Source organism: Sphingobacterium sp. WM (assembly GCF_029542465.1).
Classification (GTDB): Bacteria; Bacteroidota; Bacteroidia; order Sphingobacteriales; family Sphingobacteriaceae; genus Sphingobacterium; species Sphingobacterium cellulitidis.
On sequence record NZ_CP120709.1, the window covers coordinates 792881 to 814372 of the forward strand.

General features: G+C 39.2%; 19 protein-coding genes. 15 read left to right on the forward strand and 4 right to left on the reverse strand.

The features are described from left to right. The first annotated feature begins 130 nt into the window (after positions 1-130). The 3 genes from PZ892_RS03425 to PZ892_RS03435 are packed head-to-tail and all read left to right on the forward strand — an operon-like array spanning position 131 to position 2596. On the forward strand, positions 131-865 hold the full coding sequence (locus tag PZ892_RS03425; RefSeq protein WP_094255331.1) for an ABC transporter permease: 735 nt from the start codon (positions 131-133) through the stop codon (positions 863-865). A gap of 6 nt (positions 866-871) precedes the next feature. Beyond that, positions 872-1636: an ATP-binding cassette domain-containing protein gene (locus PZ892_RS03430; protein ID WP_094255330.1), complete on the forward strand. Its 765-nt coding sequence runs from the start codon at positions 872-874 to the stop codon at positions 1634-1636. A 54-nt stretch (positions 1637-1690) separates the two neighbouring features. Continuing rightward, the gene (locus tag PZ892_RS03435) at positions 1691-2596 is read left to right on the forward strand and encodes a class I SAM-dependent methyltransferase (protein ID WP_094255329.1); all 906 of its coding nucleotides are present in this window, start codon (positions 1691-1693) and stop codon (positions 2594-2596) included. A 529-nt stretch (positions 2597-3125) separates the two neighbouring features. On the opposite strand, the gene purU is transcribed toward PZ892_RS03435, so the two are convergent. The 3 genes from purU to PZ892_RS03450 all read right to left on the reverse strand — a co-directional run bounded on the left by purU (position 3126) and on the right by PZ892_RS03450 (position 7015). Continuing rightward, positions 3126-3968 carry a formyltetrahydrofolate deformylase gene (purU, locus tag PZ892_RS03440; protein ID WP_182498151.1) on the reverse strand — a complete coding sequence of 281 codons (843 nt, stop codon included), beginning with the start codon at positions 3966-3968 and terminating at the stop codon, positions 3126-3128. A gap of 48 nt (positions 3969-4016) precedes the next feature. Continuing rightward, entirely contained in the window at positions 4017-5915 is a 1899-nt protein-coding gene (locus tag PZ892_RS03445; RefSeq protein WP_182498152.1) for a DNA topoisomerase IV subunit B, read from the reverse strand. Positions 5916-6508: 593 nt separating this feature from the next. Beyond that, positions 6509-7015 (reverse strand): phosphoheptose isomerase, encoded by a 507-nt coding sequence (locus PZ892_RS03450; RefSeq protein WP_094255326.1) that lies wholly within the window; start codon positions 7013-7015, stop codon positions 6509-6511. 110 nt (positions 7016-7125) lie between these two features. On the opposite strand from PZ892_RS03450, the gene PZ892_RS03455 reads away from it, so the two are divergent. From PZ892_RS03455 to PZ892_RS03500, 10 genes are all read left to right on the forward strand, one after another. After that, complete coding sequence (locus PZ892_RS03455; protein ID WP_182498153.1) at positions 7126-9324, forward strand: helix-turn-helix domain-containing protein; 2199 nt, start codon at positions 7126-7128, stop codon at positions 9322-9324. A 36-nt stretch (positions 9325-9360) separates the two neighbouring features. After that, positions 9361-9690 (forward strand): AtpZ/AtpI family protein, encoded by a 330-nt coding sequence (locus tag PZ892_RS03460; protein WP_229678224.1) that lies wholly within the window; start codon positions 9361-9363, stop codon positions 9688-9690. Further along, positions 9683-10087 carry a hypothetical protein gene (locus PZ892_RS03465; protein ID WP_182498154.1) on the forward strand — a complete coding sequence of 135 codons (405 nt, stop codon included), beginning with the start codon at positions 9683-9685 and terminating at the stop codon, positions 10085-10087. Before PZ892_RS03460 ends, PZ892_RS03465 begins: the two co-directional genes overlap by 8 nt. 89 nt (positions 10088-10176) lie before the next feature. After that, positions 10177-11262: a F0F1 ATP synthase subunit A gene (atpB, locus tag PZ892_RS03470; protein WP_094255323.1), complete on the forward strand. Its 1086-nt coding sequence runs from the start codon at positions 10177-10179 to the stop codon at positions 11260-11262. Positions 11263-11299: 37 nt separating this feature from the next. Continuing rightward, entirely contained in the window at positions 11300-11491 is a 192-nt protein-coding gene (gene atpE, locus PZ892_RS03475) for an ATP synthase F0 subunit C (protein WP_093098685.1), read from the forward strand. Positions 11492-11598: 107 nt separating this feature from the next. Then, a complete protein-coding gene (locus PZ892_RS03480) occupies positions 11599-12099 on the forward strand; it encodes a F0F1 ATP synthase subunit B (RefSeq protein ID WP_094255322.1) in 501 nt (166 codons plus the stop codon). A gap of 27 nt (positions 12100-12126) precedes the next feature. Then, positions 12127-12672, forward strand: a complete 546-nt coding sequence (atpH, locus tag PZ892_RS03485) for an ATP synthase F1 subunit delta (protein WP_094255321.1) — start codon at positions 12127-12129, stop codon at positions 12670-12672. 58 nt (positions 12673-12730) lie between these two features. Beyond that, a complete protein-coding gene (gene atpA / locus PZ892_RS03490) occupies positions 12731-14305 on the forward strand; it encodes a F0F1 ATP synthase subunit alpha (protein WP_094255320.1) in 1575 nt (524 codons plus the stop codon). A gap of 96 nt (positions 14306-14401) precedes the next feature. Next, positions 14402-15283 carry an ATP synthase F1 subunit gamma gene (gene atpG / locus PZ892_RS03495; protein ID WP_094255319.1) on the forward strand — a complete coding sequence of 294 codons (882 nt, stop codon included), beginning with the start codon at positions 14402-14404 and terminating at the stop codon, positions 15281-15283. Positions 15284-16742: 1459 nt separating this feature from the next. Continuing rightward, a complete protein-coding gene (locus PZ892_RS03500; protein WP_229678310.1) occupies positions 16743-17432 on the forward strand; it encodes a sterol desaturase family protein in 690 nt (229 codons plus the stop codon). Between the two features lie 72 nt (positions 17433-17504). Here PZ892_RS03500 and PZ892_RS03505 read toward each other — a convergent pair whose 3' ends face one another. After that, entirely contained in the window at positions 17505-18554 is a 1050-nt protein-coding gene (locus PZ892_RS03505) for a beta-ketoacyl-ACP synthase III (protein WP_094280128.1), read from the reverse strand. A gap of 68 nt (positions 18555-18622) precedes the next feature. On the opposite strand from PZ892_RS03505, the gene PZ892_RS03510 reads away from it, so the two are divergent. After that, positions 18623-18904: an ATP-dependent Clp protease adaptor ClpS gene (locus PZ892_RS03510; protein WP_094255315.1), complete on the forward strand. Its 282-nt coding sequence runs from the start codon at positions 18623-18625 to the stop codon at positions 18902-18904. An 89-nt stretch (positions 18905-18993) separates the two neighbouring features. Then, positions 18994-21483 (forward strand): TonB-dependent receptor, encoded by a 2490-nt coding sequence (locus PZ892_RS03515; RefSeq protein ID WP_277712089.1) that lies wholly within the window; start codon positions 18994-18996, stop codon positions 21481-21483. The last annotated feature ends 9 nt before the right edge of the window (positions 21484-21492 follow it).

The following is a 21492-nucleotide window of genomic DNA, read 5'->3' on the forward strand; positions in this document are numbered from 1 at the left end:
CGGTAAATGAATTAGTTTTGTCGGTGAAAAGATTCAATGAGAATTTGTATCTTGAACACGTCCAAAACATTTTGCTGGACCATTCGTTAGAAATAGTGATTAAAAACAAAATATATAATAAAACCAACGTATGATATTTTATTATTTTGGTGAATATCTCTTGCTACTAAAAAAGGTTTTTCGGAAACCTGAGAAAATGAAGATTTATTTAAAGGAAATCTTCCATGAAATGACAGAGATAGGAGTGGGGTCGTTGGGCTTAATTGTGATTATTTCTACCTTTATTGGTGCGGTAATGACGATGCAAATTGCCTTTCAGTTGGTGTCTGACTTGATTCCAACCTCAGTAATTGGTCAAATCAACCGTGACTCCAATATTCTTGAATTAGGACCAACCATTTCTGGCTTGGTATTAATGGGTAAGGTAGGGTCTTCTATTTCCTCCCAAATCGGATCTATGCGCGTAACGGAACAAATTGATGCCCTGGAAATCATGGGTATTAATGCGGCCGGATACCTGATTCTTCCTAAAATTATTGCCGGAATTATTATGGTACCTGCCTTGGTAATTTTTGCCATTGGTTGTGCCTTGATTGGCGGTCTTTTGGGGGGTGCATTATCTGGTGCTGTAACCCCGGATGATTATATCGAAGGGATCCGCGGTGGATTTAATGGCTTTACCATGGTGGTCGCAATGGTGAAAGCAACCGTATTCGGCTTTATTATCACCTCCGTTCCTGCTTATAAAGGGTTCTATGTGCGTGGTGGTGCCTTGGAAGTAGGACAAGCCGGTACCAGAGCCGTGGTAATCGGTTGTATTTCTATTCTAGCATGTGACTATTTAATCACTGCTTTAATGTTGTAATTCTCTATGATCGAAATAACAAATATTCATAAATCTTTTGGCGATAATGTGGTGTTAGATGGTATTGATGCCATTTTTGAACCCGGTAAAGTCAGCCAAATCATTGGTGGCTCCGGTTCTGGAAAAAGTACCCTGCTCAAATGTATTGTCGGACTCCATCAACCAAACCAAGGGAAGGTGTTCTTCGATAAACAGGAATTCACCAAAATGGACTTCGAAGAGAAAGTACCAATCCGTAAGGAAATTGGAATGCTCTTCCAAAACTCCGCCCTTTTCGACTCCATGACCGTTGAACAGAATATCGTCTTTACCCTGGATATGTTCACCGAAATGAGTAAAGGCGAAAAAATTGATCGTGCTAATTTCTGTCTTGAACGGGTAAACCTCGCTGGGAAAAATAAACTCTATCCTTCGGAATTATCGGGAGGGATGAAAAAAAGAGTCGGTATTGCTCGTGCCATAAGCATGAGCCCCAAATATCTGTTCTGTGATGAACCCAATTCCGGACTTGATCCTGCAACATCCATCCTCATTGATGAACTTGTGCAAGACCTGACAGAAGAATATAAATGTACTACGGTCGTTGTAACCCATGATATGAATTCTGTAATGGGAATCGGCGATTATATTCTATTCCTCTACAAAGGGAAGAAATATTGGGAAGGCTCCAATCAGGACATGTTAAAATCCGATAATAAAGAATTGAACGACTTTGTTTTTGCTAGCCCACTGATGAAAGCTGCTCGGAATACCTTGAAAAAAGATGAGTAATTCCTTTTTCTTTGAATTTCCTATCTTTGCAAAATAATTTTCATTAAATAAAGCATCTTGAACAACGATACCCAAATTCAACTCCTTACACCACAACATTGGAAAGATTATGAACTAATCGACTGTGGTGATTTCGAAAAATTAGAACGTTTTGGTGAATTGATCCTAATTCGTCCTGAACCTCAGGCTGTATGGCCAAAGGCATTGGGGGATGCTGAGTGGAATAAAAGGTACCATATCAAGTTCAAAGGTCGGTCGGCAACTTCTGGAGATTGGATGAAAAAAAATCCTAAAACCCCAGACCGCTGGCATATCCAATATAAAAATGAGGATGCAGCCATAAAATTCAGACTTGGATTAACCTCTTTCAAACATGTGGGAATCTTCCCTGAACAAGCTGTCAATTGGGATTATATCTCAAATTCTGTAAAATCATTCAAGACTCCGAAACCTAAGGTATTAAACTTATTTGCCTATACTGGCGGTGCTTCTTTGATTGCAAAAGCTGCTGGTGCAGATACAACCCATGTTGACTCCATCAAACAGGTGGTAACTTGGGCTAATGAAAATCAAGAACTCTCGGGATTGACCGACATCCGTTGGGTGGTGGAAGATGCCTTGAAATTCGTGAAACGTGAGCTGAAGCGTGGTAATACCTACAACGGGATTATTCTTGACCCTCCAGCTTATGGACATGGTCCTAAAGGTGAAAAATGGAAACTTGAAGACCATATCATGGAGATGATGCGTGATGTTGTTCAATTACTGGATCCAAAGGAACACTTCCTAATCCTGAATACCTACTCATTGGGATTTTCATCAGTAATCGTTGAAAACCTGATCAGAACATCATTCCCACAGGTGGAAAACCTTGAAATCGGAGAGTTGTTCCTGCAAGCAACCGCTGGTCCTAAACTTCCATTGGGAGTATTCGGGAAATTCCGAAAAATAGCAAAGTAAAATCTAAAAAAATATAAAGTAAAAAGCCATCGATTGATGGCTTTTTTGTTGTTCATAGGTAGGTTTTATTTATTACACATTTTAAAGGGCACATTCATCCGATTTAAGTTCAAATAATGCTCCTGCGATTTTCCATAGCACCTGACACAGAAAACTGTATTGCAGGAGCGTTTTCACTATTTAGACCTAAACCTTTAATCTCTTTCATTGTTGCTTCGCCTCCTCCATCCATATTCCAAAAATCCAATTCAATCCCTCCCAAATCCATATCTCCCAAACCCTCAAAGCATGCAACCTTAATGTCCGCAAATAACAAAACATTCAGCACCTAAAAAGTAATAGTAAGCAAAGAGAAAATATGATATTGGTCACAAGGTTGATAAATCAGATGTGAGATATTAGATGTGAGATTTGAGAAACCTGCAGCAAGAAAACAGAATGGACATTAAAGTTTAAAAGCAATCCACTTTATTCTGGGACTGCCCTTTCTACTATCTCATGTCACATATCTCAAATCTCAAATCTTGCTTTAGCCAAAAACAATTGTCCTATTACCATGCAGCATCACTCTATCCTCTGCTAGGAGTTGGATAGCGCTGCTGAGGACTGCTTTTTCGATTTCGGTACCTGCTGTGCGCATGTGCTGGACATCGTAGCTGTGGTCGATGGATTTGGTGTTTTGAACGATGATGGGTCCTTCATCCAGGTCGTCGGTGACAAAGTGCGCGGTCGCGCCGATGATTTTAACACCGCGGTCATGAGCCTGTTTGTAGGGATTAGCTCCGATGAAGGCAGGTAAGAAGGAATGATGGATATTGATCAACTGTCCTCTGAATTTGGAAACAAAGTTTGGTGACAGGATACGCATAAATTTCGCAAGGATAATATAGTCTGGAGAATAGCTGGAAATCACTTCGGCGAGCTCTTCTTCAAACTGTTCTTTGCTCTTGTCTAGATGGCTGACATAGTGAAATGGGAGATCAAATTTCTCGGTGAATTCCTGTAAATTATCGTAGTTGCCAATAACGGCTACTACTTCCGCAGGCATGGTGTTAAAATAATTCCTAACCAGAATATCCGCCAAACAATGATGCTCCTTGGTGACCAAAACCACAATTCTTTTTCTTTGGTTCGGATTAACCATCACCTGACTGTTGGCTGGTAACCTCGCCGTTAGCGCCTGATGAAGAACCTCCGAATTGTAAAGTTCCCCAGCACAGACTACACGTACAAAGAATTTCTTATTGGCCTCATCCACAAATTCGCGCATGGTGACAATATTGAGCTCCTGCTCCGCCAAAACATTCGAAATAATGGCAACAAGTCCAACGGCATCCGTACACTGGATGAGAATTAAGGTTTGCGTATTCATGTAGGTTAGGTTGTAAAAATGGGAGGAGAAATCCTCCTCCCCAATATGTTATACGGCTTCTTGAACCGCGTCTACCAAATCCTCCTCGGTAGATTCTTCTTTTGTATTGACCATGTCATCCTCCGTATCCAACTCAACACGTAAGTTGTTTACAATATGAACCTGACGGTCAGGGGTATTCTTACCCATATAATATTCCAACAATTGTGGAAGCTTATTGTCTTTTGATAGGATAACAGGTTCCAATCGGATATTCTCGCCGATGAACATGCCAAACTCCGATGGCGAAATCTCACCCAGTCCTTTGAATCGTGTAATCTCTGGTTTGCTACCCAATTTGTTGATCGCAATTACACGCTCCTCATCCGAATAACAATAGATGGTTTCCTTCTTATTACGGACCCTGAATAATGGCGTTTGCAGAATTGAAACGTGTCCTGCTTTTACAAGCTCCGGGAAAAATTGCAGGAAGAAAGTCATCAAGAGTAGACGAATGTGCATTCCATCCACATCGGCATCGGTTGCTATTACGATATTATTGTATCTTAAGCCTTCGATACCATCTTCAATATTCAAAGCATGTTGCAATAGGTTGAATTCCTCATTCTCATAAACGATTTTCTTGGTCAAGCCATAAGAGTTCAAAGGTTTCCCTTTTAAACTAAAGACTGCTTGGGTTTGAACATCCCTTGATTTAGTAATCGACCCGGATGCAGAATCCCCCTCAGTGATAAATAAGGTTGTCTCTAGGTTACGCTCATGCTTATCACTGAAGTGAACCTTGCAATCTCTTAGTTTTCTATTATGCAAGGAAGCTTTCTTCGCCCTTTCATTTGCTAACTTCTTAATTCCGGCAATATCCTTACGCTCACGCTCAGATTGAAGGATTCTTTTCTGTAAAGCCTCCGCTGTTGCTGGATTTTTATGCAAGTAATCATCCAATGCTTTTTTTACAAAGTCATTGATGAAGGTACGAACCGTCGGACCATCAGGACCAATATTGGTCGATCCTAATTTAGTCTTGGTTTGTGATTCGAAAACCGGTTCCTGTACTTTGATGGCAATCGCTCCGATGATTGATGCACGTACATCCGAAGCATCAAATTCTTTTTTGTAGAACTCACGAATGGTTTTTACAACCGCTTCACGGAATGCCGCCTGATGGGTACCGCCTTGGGTAGTATGTTGGCCATTGACAAAGGAATAATATTCTTCCCCATATTGCTGGCCATGGGTCATGGCAATCTCTATATCTTCACCACGTAGATGAATGATAGGATAACGCATGCTTTCCGTATCGACGTTGCGTTCCAATAAATCTTTTAATCCATTCTCAGAAATAAAACGCTGACCATTGAAGTTTATCGTTAGTCCTGAGTTTAAGAAAACATAATTCCAGATCATGTTTTCCACAAATTCCAAGCGATATTTATAGTTTCGGAAAATGGAGTCATCTGGATAGAAGGTTACAGAAGTACCATTCCGTTGTGTAGTATCCTTTTGTTCATCCGAAACCAATTCACCTTTACTGAATTGTGCAATACGAGTGACGTTTTGTCGATAAGATTGAACCGAGAACTGATTAGATAGGGCATTGACTGCTTTTGTACCAACACCATTCAGACCTACCGATTTTTGGAAGGCCTTACTATCATACTTACCACCGGTATTGATCTTGGAAACTACATCCACAACCGACCCGATTGGAATACCACGGCCATAATCGCGTACCGTCACTTTATTTTCATTAACAGTAATATCAATGATCTTTCCAGCGCCCATCACAAACTCATCGATGGAGTTATCGACTACCTCCTTCAATAATACATATATACCATCATCATAGGCGGATCCATCGCCCAACTTCCCTATATACATCCCCGGACGTAGTCGGATATGCTCCTTCCAGTCTAAGGACCGTATGCTATCTTCGTTATATGTTGTCATAATGCTCTTCGATATTCTTGAACCATCGCAAAAATATAAAAAAGTTAATCGACTTTTGCACAACACTTTTGCACATTTAATTCAACAATCGGCTTTTATTGGTTAGAAATGTTGAATAAACACTCAAATCATTGCCATTAAGAACTTATTCCCGAGGACAATCCTGCCCCACTTTTCCACAATGATGTTGAAATCTAGCCTGTTTCACTTGAAAATAAGCTTTTAACCTCTTGATTCGTAGCTTGTTGGACTGCTGTTTTTATGGGAGAATAATCATGAATTATTATAGCTTTCATTTTCTAAATAAGACCTGAAATATATAGGGTTTAATTAACGGTTTTATCGCACTTTCTCCGGACCTTCTTCGGATGTCCGTCGGATCTTGTTCGAAATTTTGCGAAGAAGGTCCGGCGGAATTCCGACGGAAATCCGAAAGGTCTCCGGGAGAAATTATAGTTTGACCAAAATTTTTCTCTTATTAATCCTGAAGAAGTAGGTAGTGTTAATTTTTGGTTGCGGTAGATCCTTAGGTTTAGGCAAAATAAAAAGGGAGGTTTGTGATAAACCTCCCTTTTATGGTATTTAAAATATTTTTAGATTCCTCTACCGAAATCGTCCTGTACACGTACGATATCGTCTTCATCTGATGGATTTGCGGCATCCGTATGTTGCCAGATTTCAGCAACCACGCCGTATGATCCTAGTCCTACGAGACGGTGTCTTTCACCTTGTGATAAACGGATAGATTCACCTTCTTTTAAAATCTTTAATTCATGCTCCTCATCAGTAGGGCTGGTTACAACGCCAACTTCACCGCGAATAACTCTCCAAATTTCGGCTCTACGGTGGTGATACTGCCATGATAAGCGCTTATTTGGTCCTACAATCAATACTTTAGGGCTTAATTTTCCTGAAATTTTTAACTCTTGAACATTTAATCCCTCAAAGTAAGCGTCGGCAAACTCCTGTGCCTGATCCTCGTTGATCACAAAAAATCCACCCCAAGGTCTATTCTGATCTTCACTCTCAATCTTGAATCCCTTGCTAGTCAATTTATTTGATATCTCTTGAAATAGTTCGCTTTTATCTATATATGTCATGGTTACGATGTTTACTTACGTGAAGATAATATAACTTTTGTATTAAAACAAGCCTATAAAAAAGTCTAACAAATGATTTCCCTTATATTTGCAGGATAACAAAAATCTTCATGTCACAAGCATTCGATTCTCAAAACGATATTTTTGCCAAAGCCGTTGCGTTCGTCAATCAAACGCAGCAACCCATTTTCTTGACAGGAAAAGCAGGAACCGGGAAGACCACCTTTCTAAAGTTCATTCGCGAGAATAGCTATAAGAAAATGGCCATCACTGCACCTACAGGGGTCGCTGCCATGAATGCCGGCGGTACAACCTTGCATGCCTTATTTTGGTTGCCCTTTGGTGTCTTTATCGAAGATTATCCCCTGCAATGGGAAGATAAAGACCAGTTTATCTACAATAAACATCGATTGTTTAGCACCATTAAATTAACCAAGAATAGAAGGGCTATCCTACAGGAGCTAGAACTCTTGGTGATTGATGAGGTTTCCATGGTTCGTGCAGACACATTGGATGCCATTGACGTTATTTTAAAAAGTGTGCGTAGGGATATGCGTCCTTTCGGAGGAGTTCAGGTGCTGTTCATCGGCGACTTATACCAATTGCCACCGGTCGTGCAAGATCGAGAATGGCAGGTCCTTCGCGATTATTATTCCAGTGTATTTTTCTTCGATGCCAAAGTGTTCAAGCAACAACCTCCGATCCTGATCGAGTTGCAAAAGATTTATAGACAGCAAGATTCTGCTTTCATCGATATTCTGAATAAAATCCGGAATAACGAAACGGCACAAACCGATTTGGATGCTTTGAATGAGCATTATAAACCAGATTTTACGCCACCAGAAGGGGAACAATATATAACCTTAACCTCGCATAATCGCTTGGCTGATCAAATCAATCAGGAGAAATTGGAAAGTTTGGAAACCAAGCTGCACCAGATTAAATCCATCGTAAAAGATGAATTTCAAAATGGCTTATTTCCCGCGGAAGAGGTTTTGAGCCTGCGCATTGGAGCACAGGTCATGTTTATCAAAAATGATGTGGGTGACGAAAGAAGATATTTCAATGGAAAGATCGGGACCGTCAAGGATATACAGATTGATAAGCATAAGGTAATTGTTTCCTTCCCGAATGGGGAAGAGGATGTGGAAGTGAAAAGGGAAACCTGGGAGAATATCCGCTATTCCTACAACAAAGGGGATGATAAAATTGAAGAAGAGGTATTGGGGACTTTTTCACAGTTTCCTCTGCGGTTGGCATGGGCGATCACCATCCATAAAAGTCAGGGATTGACTTTTGACAAGGCAATTATTGATGCTGGAACCTCCTTTGCGGCTGGTCAGGTCTATGTTGCCTTGAGTAGGTTGACGGGCTTGGAAGGTTTGGTATTACGTTCCAGAGTGCCTTCTTATGCTATTCGAACCGATTTCCAGGTGGTCAGCTTTATGAAGCAAATGGAGGCTATGGGCGATCTTGATCCGATCTTACAGGAAGCGCAAAAGCGATACCTGGGTCAGATCTTATTGCAAAGTTTCCGTTGGACAAATCTCTGTGATGAAATCGAAGCCTTAATCCTCGAACAGGAAGGAAAGAAAATTGAAGGCAAGGAAGAAGCGGTGGTATTTCTAAAGGGTCTCCTAGGAAAGCTCAAAGCACAAGAGCAGGTTGCCAATAAATTTATTACGCAATTATATAAAATGTTGGCTCAGTCGGAGATTGATTATGAAAAGATTTGCGAGCGTTCCAATGCTGCGGTCAGTTGGTTTATTCCGACCTTCAGCAAGGAATGTCTGGAACCGATGGAGAAGCATATTGAGGAATGGAAAATTAAGAAGAGAACCAAAAAATATATTTCCAGTTTGAAGAGTATCTTGTTGGATTTCAAAAGAAAGCATGAACAATTGAAACATAGCCAGACCATTGCAGAAGCCTTGAATAAATCTTCAGATGAATTGACTGAGGAATTGTTGAAATGGAATAAGCCCAAGGAAAATCTGGAGAAGGAAGTAGAAGAGAAGGAGAAGGATACGAAGCAGATTTCATTGGATATGTTTATGGACGGGATGGATATCGAGGAGATTGCAACCAAGCGAGATATGGTCATTGGGACCATTTATGGTCACTTGATCAATTTCATTGGGTCCGATATTGAGGCGACAGATTTGATGGCTGAAGAAGAGCTTCAGCGGATAGTGAAAGTGTTGAAGGATCATCCGGAAGCTTCGGCGACGGAGGTGAGAACCATTATGGATTCGAAGGTTGATTATCCTCAGATCAGGATTGCTCAAAAGTTTTTAGAGGTTCAATAGTTGTTACGAAAATTTATTCAACAGGGCCATTAATTTGTGTTTTTCAAATTATTAGCGAGAAAGATTGAAAAATATTCCTCAAAACAAACAGCCTATTCAGATTTAATTATCTTTGTTTCTTTACACATCTACAGGATATTGAAGGAAAGCAAGCCAAATAAGAAGGTCAACAAATGGTTGGTGTTTACCTCCATGCCATTTCAAATGGGGGTAACGATCTATGTTTTTTATTGGTTAGGGACCTGGTTAGATGAGAAATATGCTGTGGAAGGGGAATGGTGGATGAAAGGATTGACCATGTTTGGGGTTGTACTTTCCCTATATCAATTTATTAAACAAGTAAATTATATCAATAAAAATGAATAGATACCTGCTTTTATTGCTCGTTCTGATTGGGGTTACGGCAGTTAGTTTTGGAACCCACTACGCGGTTTTGAAGATGAATCATCAGGATCATTGGTGGATTGGATCCGGCTATAGTCTGGAAGGCATGTACACCTTTGGAGCAATTGCCTCCGTGGTCATGGTTTTGATTTTATTGATCATTGACTATGCGATGCCGGTGCAGGTAGGCTTTGCATTTTTAGTGGGCATGACCCTAAAAGCGGTGGGCAGTTATGTGTACATCCATGAGGGTATAAATTTATTGGAAAATGATTTTATTGAATTAAATTTTTTGGTAGTATTTTTTGTTTATTTACTGTTTGATGCCTTCGCTGCATATTATATTGTAAATCAACAAGAAACAGCGAATAAAAACTAAATTTTTAAAAAGTTTGAACAAATCTGAATTTATGCCAAATAAAATTGTAATTTTGCGCAAAATTTGTCATAATTCAACATTATTTTAAAATGGTGAGTCTTAAGAAAGTACTTTTATTATTTGCGGTAATTTTGTTTACTGTTAATCCCTTCCGTTCAGTTGCTCAAGAGGCACACTCTCATGGTGAAACATCTAGTTCTGAGGAGATTGAAGCTCATATTCAACACCACTTAAAGGATGATTATTACTTCAATTTCTTTACTGATTCCAAGACTGGAAAGAATTATGGCTTCCCATTACCAGTTATTTTGATCGATGGTGGGTTGAAGGTATTTTCTTCAGGTGAATTTGACCACGGTAAAAAAGTGGTTTATAAAGAAGGAAATTATTACAAATTATACCATGGCAAAATCTACAAAACAGATGCTGCAGGTACGATTACTTATGATGATAAACATCACCCAACCAATGCTAAACCTTGGGATTTCTCTATTACCAAGAATGTTTTAGGATTGATGTTGGCGGCTTTATTGTTGTTTATCGGCTTTATGAGCTTAGCAAAAACTTATAAAAATGGTTCAAACGTAGTTCCAAAAGGAATTGGACGTGCATTGGAGCCATTAGTTTTATACGTAAGAGATGAGATGGCGATTCCTAACATTGGACATCGTTATAAAGAATTTATGCCATACTTGTTATCGGTATTCTTCTTGATTTTCTTATTAAATATTTTAGGATTGACGCCACTAGGCTTAAACGTAACTGGAAATATCTCTGTTACATTGTGTTTGGCGTTATTCACATTTGTGATTACCAACTTCAAAGCAAATAAAGATTACTGGAAGCACATTTTCTGGATGCCAGGTGTTCCTGTAATTTTCAAGTTTGTCTTAGCACCAATCGAGGTATTAGGATTGTTCACCAAGCCTTTTTCCTTGATGGTACGTTTATTTGCTAACATTACTGCAGGTCACACGGTAGTAATGGGCTTGATTGCTGTTGTTTATTTGTTGCAACACCAATTGACGGTAGTAGGATCGGTGAGTGTATCAGTACTTCTAACCTTATTATTATTCTTATTAGAATTATTGGTAGCATTCTTACAAGCGTTTATCTTTACGATGTTATCGTCCTTATTTATCGGGATGGCAGTCGAAGAACATTCGCATCATTAATCGAATTTTTTGTTAAATTTTTAAATATAAAATTGTTATGATTCCAAATTTAGTAGGAGCAGGTTTGATCGTTATCGGAGCTGGTTTAGGTTTAGGTAAAATCGGTGGTTCAGCAATGGAAGCTATCGCTCGTCAACCAGAAGCAGCATCTAAAATCCAAACAGCGATGATCATCATCGGTGCCTTATTGGAAGGTTTAGCATTCGGTGCTCTTCTATTAGGTAAATAAGCTTAGCTTATTCAAAAAACAATAAATACAACTTGCAACGGTTGGTTGCAAGTTGTGTTTATCAAAAGACAAAAAATTTAAATTCAAAAATATAATAACGTAAATAAATGGACGCTTTAATTCATGATTTTTCATTCGGGTTATTTTTCTGGCAACTGATCATTCTTTTGATCGTTATCTTTTTGTTGGGAAAATTTGCTTGGAAACCGATTGTAAATGCTTTAGAGGAACGCGAAAAAGGCATCACTGATGCTTTGGCTTCTGCAGAGAAAGCTAAATTGGAAATGGCACGTTTGACAAATGAGAACGAGAATTTGTTGAAAAAAGCTCGTGAGGAGCGCGATGTTATCTTAAAAGAAGCGAAGCAATTGAAAGATAAAATCGTTGCAGAGGCGAAAGAAGTTGCCCAAGTGGAAGGATCAAAATTGATCGAGCAAGCAAAACGCGAGATTGAAGATCAAAAATTAAAAGCTTTGGCAGAGGTTAAGAATCAAGTTTCAACCTTATCTTTAGATATCGCACGCAAAGTTTTAACCAAAGAATTCGAAGACCAAGGCAAGCAAGAAGCTTTAGTGGCTGACTTGATGAAAGATGTTAAATTAAACTAATTGGTTACCGAATTTAAAAATTAACGTATGTCAGTTTTCAAAGTAGCTTCAAGATATGCAAAGTCATTAATTGACTTATCGCAAGAGCAACAAAGCCTGGATGCGGTTAAAGCAGACATCGAAGGTGTTATTGCGATAATCAAATCCAACACGGAATTGCAGGCAGTTTTAAATAATCCGATTATCAAAACGGATAAGAAACTAGCTATCTTGAAGGCTTTATTTCAAGATAAAGTAAAACCAGAGATATTGGAATTCTTCAATATCATGGTGAGAAAAGGTCGTGCAGAGATAGTTTATGCTACAGCCTTGGAGTTTATTCGTGAATACAATGAGGTAAAAGGTATTGTTCATGCAGAAGTTATTTCGGCAAGTCCATTATCAGAAACCAACCTTCAAGCCTTAAAGCAAGAGATTTCATCACAAATCAATGCTGAGGTTATTTTAGCCAATAAAGTAGATAAATCCTTAATCGGAGGCTTTATTGTTAAAGTTGGAGACAGGCAGATTGATGCCAGTATTCAAGGAAAACTTAATAAGTTAGAAAGACATTTCGAAGTTCAAGGAGTTTAATCCTGCATTCGAGAGAAAGATATAATAGAATCAAAAACCCCTTATACGAATTACAACAATGATAGAGGTAAGACCAGATGAAGTTTCGGCAATTCTAAGAGAGCAATTGTCAGGCTTTAAGTCAGCAGCCGAGTTAGAAGAAGTGGGTACCGTATTGCAAGTAGGTGACGGTATTGCACGTATTTACGGCTTAACAAAAGTTCAATCAGGAGAGTTGGTTGAGTTTGCGAATGGACTACAAGGTATTGTGATGAACTTAGAAGAAGACAACGTAGGTGTTGTACTTTTAGGTGCATCGGATGAAATTAAAGAAGGTGATACTATCAAACGTACCAACCGTATCGCATCTATTAAAGTAGGTGAAGGTATGTTAGGTCGTGTGGTAAATACATTAGGTCAGCCTATCGATGGTAAAGGCCCAATTACTGGAGAGACTTTCGAGATGCCAATTGAGCGTAAAGCTCCTGGGGTTATCTACCGTCAACCAGTAACTGAACCATTACAGACTGGTATTAAAGCAATCGATGCCATGATTCCAATCGGACGTGGACAACGTGAGCTTGTAATCGGTGACCGTCAAACAGGTAAAACTGCTGTTTGTATCGATACGATTTTAAATCAAAAAGAATTTTATGATGCTGGTCAACCAGTATTCTGTATATATGTAGCTGTTGGACAGAAAAACTCAACTGTTGCGAACATTGTTCGTACGTTGGAGGAAAAAGGTGCTATGCCTTACACAGTTATTGTTTCTGCATCTGCTGCAGATCCTGCACCTATGCAGTTCTACGCGCCAATGGCGGGTGCTGCTATCGGTGAGTACTTCCGTGATACAGGTCGTCCGGCATTGATCGTTTATGATGACTTGTCAAAACAAGCGGTTGCTTACCGTGAGGTGTCTTTATTATTGAAACGTCCTCCAGGCCGTGAAGCATACCCAGGAGACGTATTCTACCTTCACTCTCGTTTATTAGAGCGTGCTGCGAAAATCAATAGCTCTGATGAGATTGCTCGTAACATGAATGACTTACCTGAATCTTTAAAAGATAAAGTTAAAGGTGGTGGTTCATTAACAGCTCTTCCAATCATTGAAACTCAAGCGGGTGACGTATCTGCATATATCCCTACCAACGTAATTTCAATTACTGACGGTCAGATCTTCTTGGAATCAAACTTGTTTAACGCAGGTATCCGTCCAGCGATCAACGTAGGTATCTCTGTATCACGTGTAGGTGGTAACGCGCAGATTAAATCAATGAAGAAAGTTGCTGGTACTTTGAAATTAGATCAAGCACAATACCGTGAGCTAGAAGCTTTCGCGAAATTTGGTTCTGATTTAGATGCTGCTACAAAAGCAGTATTGGACAAAGGTATCCGTAACGTGGAAATCTTGAAACAAGGTCAATATTCACCAGTTTCAGTTGAGAAACAAGTTGCTATTATCTACGCAGGTACAAAAGGTTTATTACGTAATGTTCCTGTAAACAAGGTAAGAGAGTTCGAAGAAGAATTCTTGACCCAATTAGAGCAACGTCATCCAGAAGTATTGTCAGCGCTTAAAGCTGGTAAATTCTCTGATGAATTAACTGATGTATTAGAAAAAGTAGCTAAAGAATTAGCTTCAAAATATTAAAAGGATCTGAGATTGGAGAAATGAGATTTGAGGAAGTAGAAAGTATTTTCTAGGTTTCAAATCTCAGTTCTCAGATCTCATGTCTAAATTTGACATATGGCAAACTTAAAAGAAGTTAGAAATCGTATTACCTCCGTTACCTCTACGCAACAGATTACCAAAGCGATGAAAATGGTATCTGCAGCGAAGTTGAAGCGTGCAACCAATGCTATCATTCAATTGCGTCCTTATGCGACAAAATTGAGGGAGATTTTGGCTCAGGTTTCAGCCTCAGTAGAAGGTAATAACTCGCCTTTCACCCAAGATCGTATTCCTACCAAGGTATTGATCATTGTGGTAACCTCGAACAGAGGTTTAGCGGGAGCTTTCAATGCTAATGCCATTAAAACTGCCAATAATTTAATTGCATCAAAATATGCTGATCAATTCGCAAGAGGAGATGTAAGCATCATCGCAATCGGAAAAAGAGGCCAGGATTTCTTCAGTAAGCGTGATTTCAAAGTTATTGGTAATAACAATGATTTATTCAATAACTTGGATTTTGAAAACGTTTCAAAAATCACTGAATATGTGATGGAACAGTTTAAAGAAGGAAACATTGACCGTGTTGAAGTAGTTTACAACCAATTCCGTAATGCAGCGGTTCAAATCTTGACTTCAGAGCAAATTTTACCTCTTTTGCCTGAAAATAAAGAAGAAGATTCAGTTGCCGAATTGGACTACATCATCGAGCCTTCCAAAGAGAAAATCATTGAGGAGCTTATCCCGAAAGCAATTAAGATTCAGTTATACAAAGCTGTACTAGACTCACATGCCTCAGAGCACGGAGCACGTATGACAGCAATGGATAAAGCAACAGAGAACGCAGGTGATTTGCTACGCCAATTGAAATTGTCGTACAACCAAGCGCGTCAAGCAGCAATTACAACAGAATTAACGGAAATCGTTTCTGGTGCTGCAGCCCTTTCAAATGGGTAATCAATAAAAATATTAATTTGTATAAGGAAAGCCGTTATTGTAAAATAACGGCTTTTTTGTTTGATGAAATAAAGGAGAGTATATGAAACGGCGGTTCAATTCGTTTTAAAAATCCGATATACAATCCGCTATGAATTTTCAAACCCCGTAGGGGTGACATGTTTGTAGAAACACGATTATAACACAACCCAGCCCCATAGGGGCGGCATGTTTGTCTAACAAATCGCTTAAAATATATTCCGCATCGAAGATGCGGAAAGACAATTTTCCAATTTTCCATCAAATAATAAAGGGCGTATGCGATACGCCCCTACCAATATTTGATAAAATAGATTCCGCATCGAAGATGCGGAAAGACAATTTTCCAATTTTCCATCAAACAATAAAGGGCGTATGCGATACGCCCCTACCAATGTTTGATAAAATAGATTCCGCATCATCGATGCGGAATGACAAACACAACTTTTCTGTCATTCTGATCGCAGCGAAGAATCTATTTCAAATTTACCGCTAACCCTACAATTTATCTCAGATATCCGACAGCGGAGATGAGAACCCCAGAGGGGTTCAATATTAGTCACGCGGTTATATAAATGAATAGCCCTCGCCCAATGCAATCGCTTTAGCGATTGCATTGGGCGAGGGCATATTGGGATAAACACATCTTTCTACAAATATGTCACCCCGCTGGGGTTTCTTTGTACAAATATTAAATTCCTCTGGATTTTCTTGTCGCATACTCCCATTTTCAAATACGGATATCAGCCTTGTATTTTCAAACCCCGTAGGGGTGACATATTTGTAGAAACACGATTATAACACAACCCAGCCCCATAGGGGCGGCATGTTTGTCTAACAAATCGCTTAAAATATATTCCGCATCGAAGATGCGGAAAGACAATTTTCCAATTTTCCATCAAATAATAAAGGGCGTATGCGATACGCCCCTACCAATGTTTGATAAAATAGATTCCGCATCATCGATGCGGAATGACAAACACAATTTTTCTGTCATTCTGAGCGAAGCGAAGAATCTATTTCAAATTTACCTCTAACCCTACCATTCGTTTCAGATATCCGATATACATTCCGCTATGAATTTTCAAACCCCATAGGGGTGACATATTTGTAGCAACACGATTATAACACAACACAGCCCCATAGGGGCGACATGTTTGTCAATAACCCGCCTCCCAACAAAATCCAATTATTAAAAACTAATCCCCGGTATTCCTGTTTTTTATATTAAGAGGATTCGAGTTAATATACTAACAATATTATCATAATATTAAGCCCGATTGGGTTTGTATTTCTGACTATTATCGTAATTTTGTCAAAATATTAGTTTTCTATTTGCTCTGTGGGGTAAATTTTTAATTTTGTGGTCTTAATAGCTATCTATCGCGCAATTGTAGGGTTAAATCATTAACCTTTGGTGAGAATGAAATTATAGTAAGAAATGGCAAAGAAGTTATATGTATCAAATTCGACGGAATCTTCACGGATGTTCAAGAATGATTTTCTTGAATCTCTAACGAAGGTTCATTATAGTGTTCCAATCATTTTTTGGATCCCCGTAAAGATTTATTTTATTTGGAGGGCCTTGGTACCGGGAGAGTTGTCCGTAGGAACGGTGGTCATGTATTACATCTTTGGATTACTTTTTTGGACGCTTGCGGAATATGTTCTTCACCGTTGGGTTTTTCATTATGAACCATCCTCGAAATTTGGGAAACGCATTCACTTTATTTTTCATGGGGTTCACCATGATTTCCCGAAAGATCGCTTGAGACTGGTGATGCCCTTGTCGGCGAGTATTCCCATGGCAGCAATTATCTATTTTATTTTTAGCTTTTTCTTTTCAACTTATACTTTGGCGGCCTTTTTCTCAGGATTCCTGCTTGGGTATTTGATTTATGATGAATGCCACTATGCCATGCATCATGCTAATTTTAAATCGGGATTATTCAAAAGAATCAAGGATCACCATATGTTGCACCACTATTCAGAACCAGAAAAAGGTTTTGGGGTAAGTTCAGCAATCTGGGATGTGATTTTTGGATCAGGTTTCTCAAAGAAGAAAAGCGCAAGTACCGAAAAGAAAAAGGTGAATGAATTAAAAAATGTACGGGAACAACAATTAAATTAAAAACTATATGCAAAAGGGCTCAGATTCTGAGCCCTTTTAATTTATCTTAAAATTCGCGCGGTCAATGAATGATTACCAGCGTATCAATGCTGATCCCCAAGTAAACCCAGCCCCAAATGCTGCCAGACAAACGAGGTCACCATCTTTAATTTTTCCGGCTTCCCAGGCTTCGCAAAGTGCAATCGGCACCGATGCGGCAGTGGTGTTTCCGTATTTCTGGATGTTGTTGAATACCTTGTCATCCGTTAATCCCAGGGTCTTCTGTACGAATTGAGAAATCCGTAGGTTAGCCTGATGCGGAATCAGCATGTCTATATCCGTAGTCTTCAATTTATTTTGAGCAAGCGCCTCGCCAATGACTTCCGGGAATTTAACAACAGCTTTTTTGAATACAGCTTGTCCATCCATATAAGGGAATGCTGAACCATCGTCCAACATTTCTTTGGTCATTAGCATTTCACCCAGCTCTACATCCGGCCATTTAGGCATAGCATCACCAAGGTAATAACCAGCAGAAGCACCAGGATAGTACATGGCTAATTTCTCAGCTTCGGCACCATCAGAGTGAAGATGTGTACTTAAGATACCTTTTCCTTCTTCTGTACTCGGTTGTAAAACCACTGCGCCAGCACCATCCCCAAAGATGACAGAAACTGCACGCCCTCGCGTTGAAAAGTCAAGTGCGAAGGAATGTTTTTCAGAACCGACAACCAGGATGTTTTTGTACATACCGGTTTTAATAAATTGGTCTGCGATAGAAAGAGCGTAGATAAATCCTGAACATTGGTTTCTAACATCTAGGGCACCGATTTCTTTCATCCCCATTTCACGTTGTAACAGAACGCCACATCCTGGGAAATAGTAATCTGGAGATAGGGTTGCAAAGATGATAAAGTCAATTTCTTCAGCAGTGGTATTTGCTCTTTCAATAGCGATCTTAGAAGCCTCAACCGCCATGCTTGTGGTTGTTTCCCCAATTCTGTTGGCATATCGACGCTCCTTAATACCTGTACGTTCCTGAATCCACTCATCACTGGTTTCCATGAATCGTGTCAGGTCATTATTGGTATATACGTTCTTGGGAACATAATATCCCAAGCCCGCGATTTTTGATTGAAACATAGGTCTAACTTTAATAAACAATTCAGCTAAAATACTGATTTATTTGAAAAATAAGCTATTTTTGCTCTATGAGCGTTGAAGTTGAACAAGAAACATTTACCCTTGAAGAAATCCTGGCGGTGACCAAAGATTCAAACAAGTTAATTTTGTGGAACGATGATTTCAATACCTTTGAACACGTCATCCATTGCCTGATGCATTACCTTCAATACTCGGAAACAGAAGCCTCCAGAATTGCATGGACCGTTCATACCAAAGGGAAATGTACCATTCTCGAAGGTTCATTTACCGAAGTTGAAGTCTATCGCAAAATCCTTAAAACTGAAGGGCTGACGGTTTCTGTAGAATAATTCTCCCCCTCGTAATAATGCAGTTACGTGCATTTAACTTTCTTAATTAATGCGCAACTTTGTGGCTTAAATCACAAGAAAGTTCTAAGATGCTACTTAAAAAAACCTTCAGCAGTTTATTTTTATTAATTCCTATTATTTTATTTGCCCAGAAAGTCGATATTCAAGGTCGTATTTTGGAACAGGACAGCTCCGCAGCCATTGGTGCTAGTGTGAGTTTATTGTCAACAGTAAATAACGCCTATATTCGCGGTCAACAAACTGGTTCTAATGGTACTTTTTCTATTTCGGATGTAGATCCAGGAACATACAATCTTCAGGTGACTTATATTGGATTTAAAACTTATACCCGGAATAACTTTGTAGTATCTGCGGGAAAGAATATTAATCTTGGTTCCATTGTACTGTCCGAAGAAGGGGAGAAGATTTCAGAAGTTGTCGTTCAAGGAAAAGTTCCGGACTTGCAAATTGGGATCGATAAGAAAGTCTTCGATGTTTCCCAGAGCATGGTCAGTGTGGGTGGTTCTGCCCAGGATTTATTGGGGAATGTTCCAACGCTGCAATTGGAATCCGATGGTAGCGTCAGCTTAAGAGGTTCGACCAACGTCCGTTTTCTAGTGGATGGAAAAGAATCCGCAATGGCAGGTTCAGATATCAATTCCTTCCTACAATCCTTACCTGCGGATGCGATTGCAAAAGTAGAGATCATCACCAATCCATCAGCCAAGTATGACGCTGAAGGTCAATCAGGAATTATCAATATTATATTAAAGAAAAATGCTCGTTTAGGCTTAAATGGTTCGGTGAATGCATCGGGAGGATCGTATGAGAATGCCAATGCCGGAGTTACCTTGAATTATAGAGATGGGAAGGTGAATTATTTTGGTAACTACAACTTCAGCAGAAGAAATAGCTTGGGAAGTGGATTTTCTGATAATATTGATTATATCAATGGTAGCATTACGGATAAGAGTCCAAGAACGCAAAGTCTTGAAGAAAGTAACCGATTAGGGTATAACCATACGGTTCGATTGGGTACTGACTATTATATGAATGATAAGACGACTTTAAGTTTGACGACAAATTTAAGTTTAAGAGATAATGAGCGTGGGAATGATATTAACTACAATTACTGGAATGTTCCGGGATTGGGAAATAGCAGTTTCCGTAATTCCTTGCAAAATGAAGATGATTTAGGGATTGATGCACAAGCTGATTTCAAGCGTACCCTAAAGCGCGAAGGTGAAGAATTGACGGCGAATGTTTCTTTTGGATATGATACAGAAGATGGGGTGAATGATTTTCATCAAACCTTTGCCAATGGGAATGCGGATTTAAAGCGAGTTAACAATACTTCTGAAACTGGCAAGAACTGGAATATGCAATTGGATTATGTGTTGCCATTTGGTGAGAACCATAAATTTGAAGCTGGATATCGCAGTATTCTTAGGTATTCCGATGAGAGTCAATACTCGGAGGAATTAGATTCCCTTACTCAACAGTTTCTTCCAGATTATCGGATTACCAATGATTTTGATATGAGCAGTACAGTTCATGCTTTATATGCGAATTATCAAAGACAGCTAACGGAAAAGTTAGGTGTACAATTGGGATTGAGGGCTGAGCAGGCGAATTTAAATACAAACATCTATTCACATGATTTAGATAACCCATCCGTTATTAAAAAAGACCAAGGAAAACTGGATTACTTCAGATTGTACCCAAGTGTATTCTTGAGTTACTCGGTAGGTCAAGGCAAGGGAGATAAGGTTCAATTAAGTTATTCAAGAAGGGTTCAACGTCCAAGAGGATGGCAAGTGAATCCGTTTATAGATGTTTCGGATGTTCAGAATTACCGTCAGGGTAATCCTAATTTACTTCCTGAAGATATTCATGCAACAGAATTGAGCTTTTCAAAATTCTATGATAAATGGAATTTTATATCCTCAGTATTTTATCGTCGTGTGAATGATCAGACACAGCCTGTAATTTATGATGAGAATTTGATTTCAGACATCGTGGGTGATCGTACGAATGTGACCTATATGAAATGGGAAAATGCTTCTGACCTGGATGCGATGGGTTTTGAATTGATCACAAAGGTAAACTTGACCAACTGGTGGGATGTAACTGCTAATGCGAATTTATCTCATATGACCTTTCATCCCAAAGAAGGTTTAGGCTTAGTTGGTAGAGAGTCATTCAATTGGAATGGGAATCTAACGACCAATTTCAAATTTACGCCAACCTTTTCGGCACAGGTACGTGGCGACTACAGAAGTGGGATGAAAACGATGCAAGGGGAGATGAAGCCTATGCGTGGAGTAGATGTGGCCATTAAAAAAGACGTGTTAAAGAATAAGGGTAGCTTAATGTTAAATGTTAGAGATGCATTTAACACGCGTAAATTTGAGATGCATAATTACCTGCCAAACAGAGATATGCAGTTTTCACATCGTTGGATGAAACGTATGATTACCTTATCCTTTACCTATAGATTTGGCTTGCAGAATTTTGGTAGAAAAGACAGAGAGCAGCAAGGTCCAGATATGGATGATATGGGTGGGCAACAATTTTAATACTTGATT

What these genes read in the sequence shown, in the direction of transcription:
- PZ892_RS03425 (WP_094255331.1), top strand. Translation starts at nt 131, where the DNA reads ATGATATTTTATTATTTTGGTGAATATCTCTTGCTACTAAAAAAGGTT.
- PZ892_RS03430 (WP_094255330.1), top strand. Translation starts at nt 872, where the DNA reads ATGATCGAAATAACAAATATTCATAAATCTTTTGGCGATAATGTGGTG.
- purU (WP_182498151.1), bottom strand. Translation starts at nt 3,968, where the DNA reads ATGAATACGCAAACCTTAATTCTCATCCAGTGTACGGATGCCGTTGGA.
- PZ892_RS03445 (WP_182498152.1), bottom strand. Translation starts at nt 5,915, where the DNA reads ATGACAACATATAACGAAGATAGCATACGGTCCTTAGACTGGAAGGAG.
- PZ892_RS03450 (WP_094255326.1), bottom strand. Translation starts at nt 7,015, where the DNA reads ATGACATATATAGATAAAAGCGAACTATTTCAAGAGATATCAAATAAA.
- PZ892_RS03455 (WP_182498153.1), top strand. Translation starts at nt 7,126, where the DNA reads ATGTCACAAGCATTCGATTCTCAAAACGATATTTTTGCCAAAGCCGTT.
- PZ892_RS03465 (WP_182498154.1), top strand. Translation starts at nt 9,683, where the DNA reads ATGAATAGATACCTGCTTTTATTGCTCGTTCTGATTGGGGTTACGGCA.
- atpB (WP_094255323.1), top strand. Translation starts at nt 10,177, where the DNA reads ATGGTGAGTCTTAAGAAAGTACTTTTATTATTTGCGGTAATTTTGTTT.
- atpE (WP_093098685.1), top strand. Translation starts at nt 11,300, where the DNA reads ATGATTCCAAATTTAGTAGGAGCAGGTTTGATCGTTATCGGAGCTGGT.
- PZ892_RS03480 (WP_094255322.1), top strand. Translation starts at nt 11,599, where the DNA reads ATGGACGCTTTAATTCATGATTTTTCATTCGGGTTATTTTTCTGGCAA.
- atpH (WP_094255321.1), top strand. Translation starts at nt 12,127, where the DNA reads ATGTCAGTTTTCAAAGTAGCTTCAAGATATGCAAAGTCATTAATTGAC.
- atpA (WP_094255320.1), top strand. Translation starts at nt 12,731, where the DNA reads ATGATAGAGGTAAGACCAGATGAAGTTTCGGCAATTCTAAGAGAGCAA.
- atpG (WP_094255319.1), top strand. Translation starts at nt 14,402, where the DNA reads ATGGCAAACTTAAAAGAAGTTAGAAATCGTATTACCTCCGTTACCTCT.
- PZ892_RS03500 (WP_229678310.1), top strand. Translation starts at nt 16,743, where the DNA reads ATGGCAAAGAAGTTATATGTATCAAATTCGACGGAATCTTCACGGATG.
- PZ892_RS03505 (WP_094280128.1), bottom strand. Translation starts at nt 18,554, where the DNA reads ATGTTTCAATCAAAAATCGCGGGCTTGGGATATTATGTTCCCAAGAAC.
- PZ892_RS03510 (WP_094255315.1), top strand. Translation starts at nt 18,623, where the DNA reads ATGAGCGTTGAAGTTGAACAAGAAACATTTACCCTTGAAGAAATCCTG.
- PZ892_RS03515 (WP_277712089.1), top strand. Translation starts at nt 18,994, where the DNA reads ATGCTACTTAAAAAAACCTTCAGCAGTTTATTTTTATTAATTCCTATT.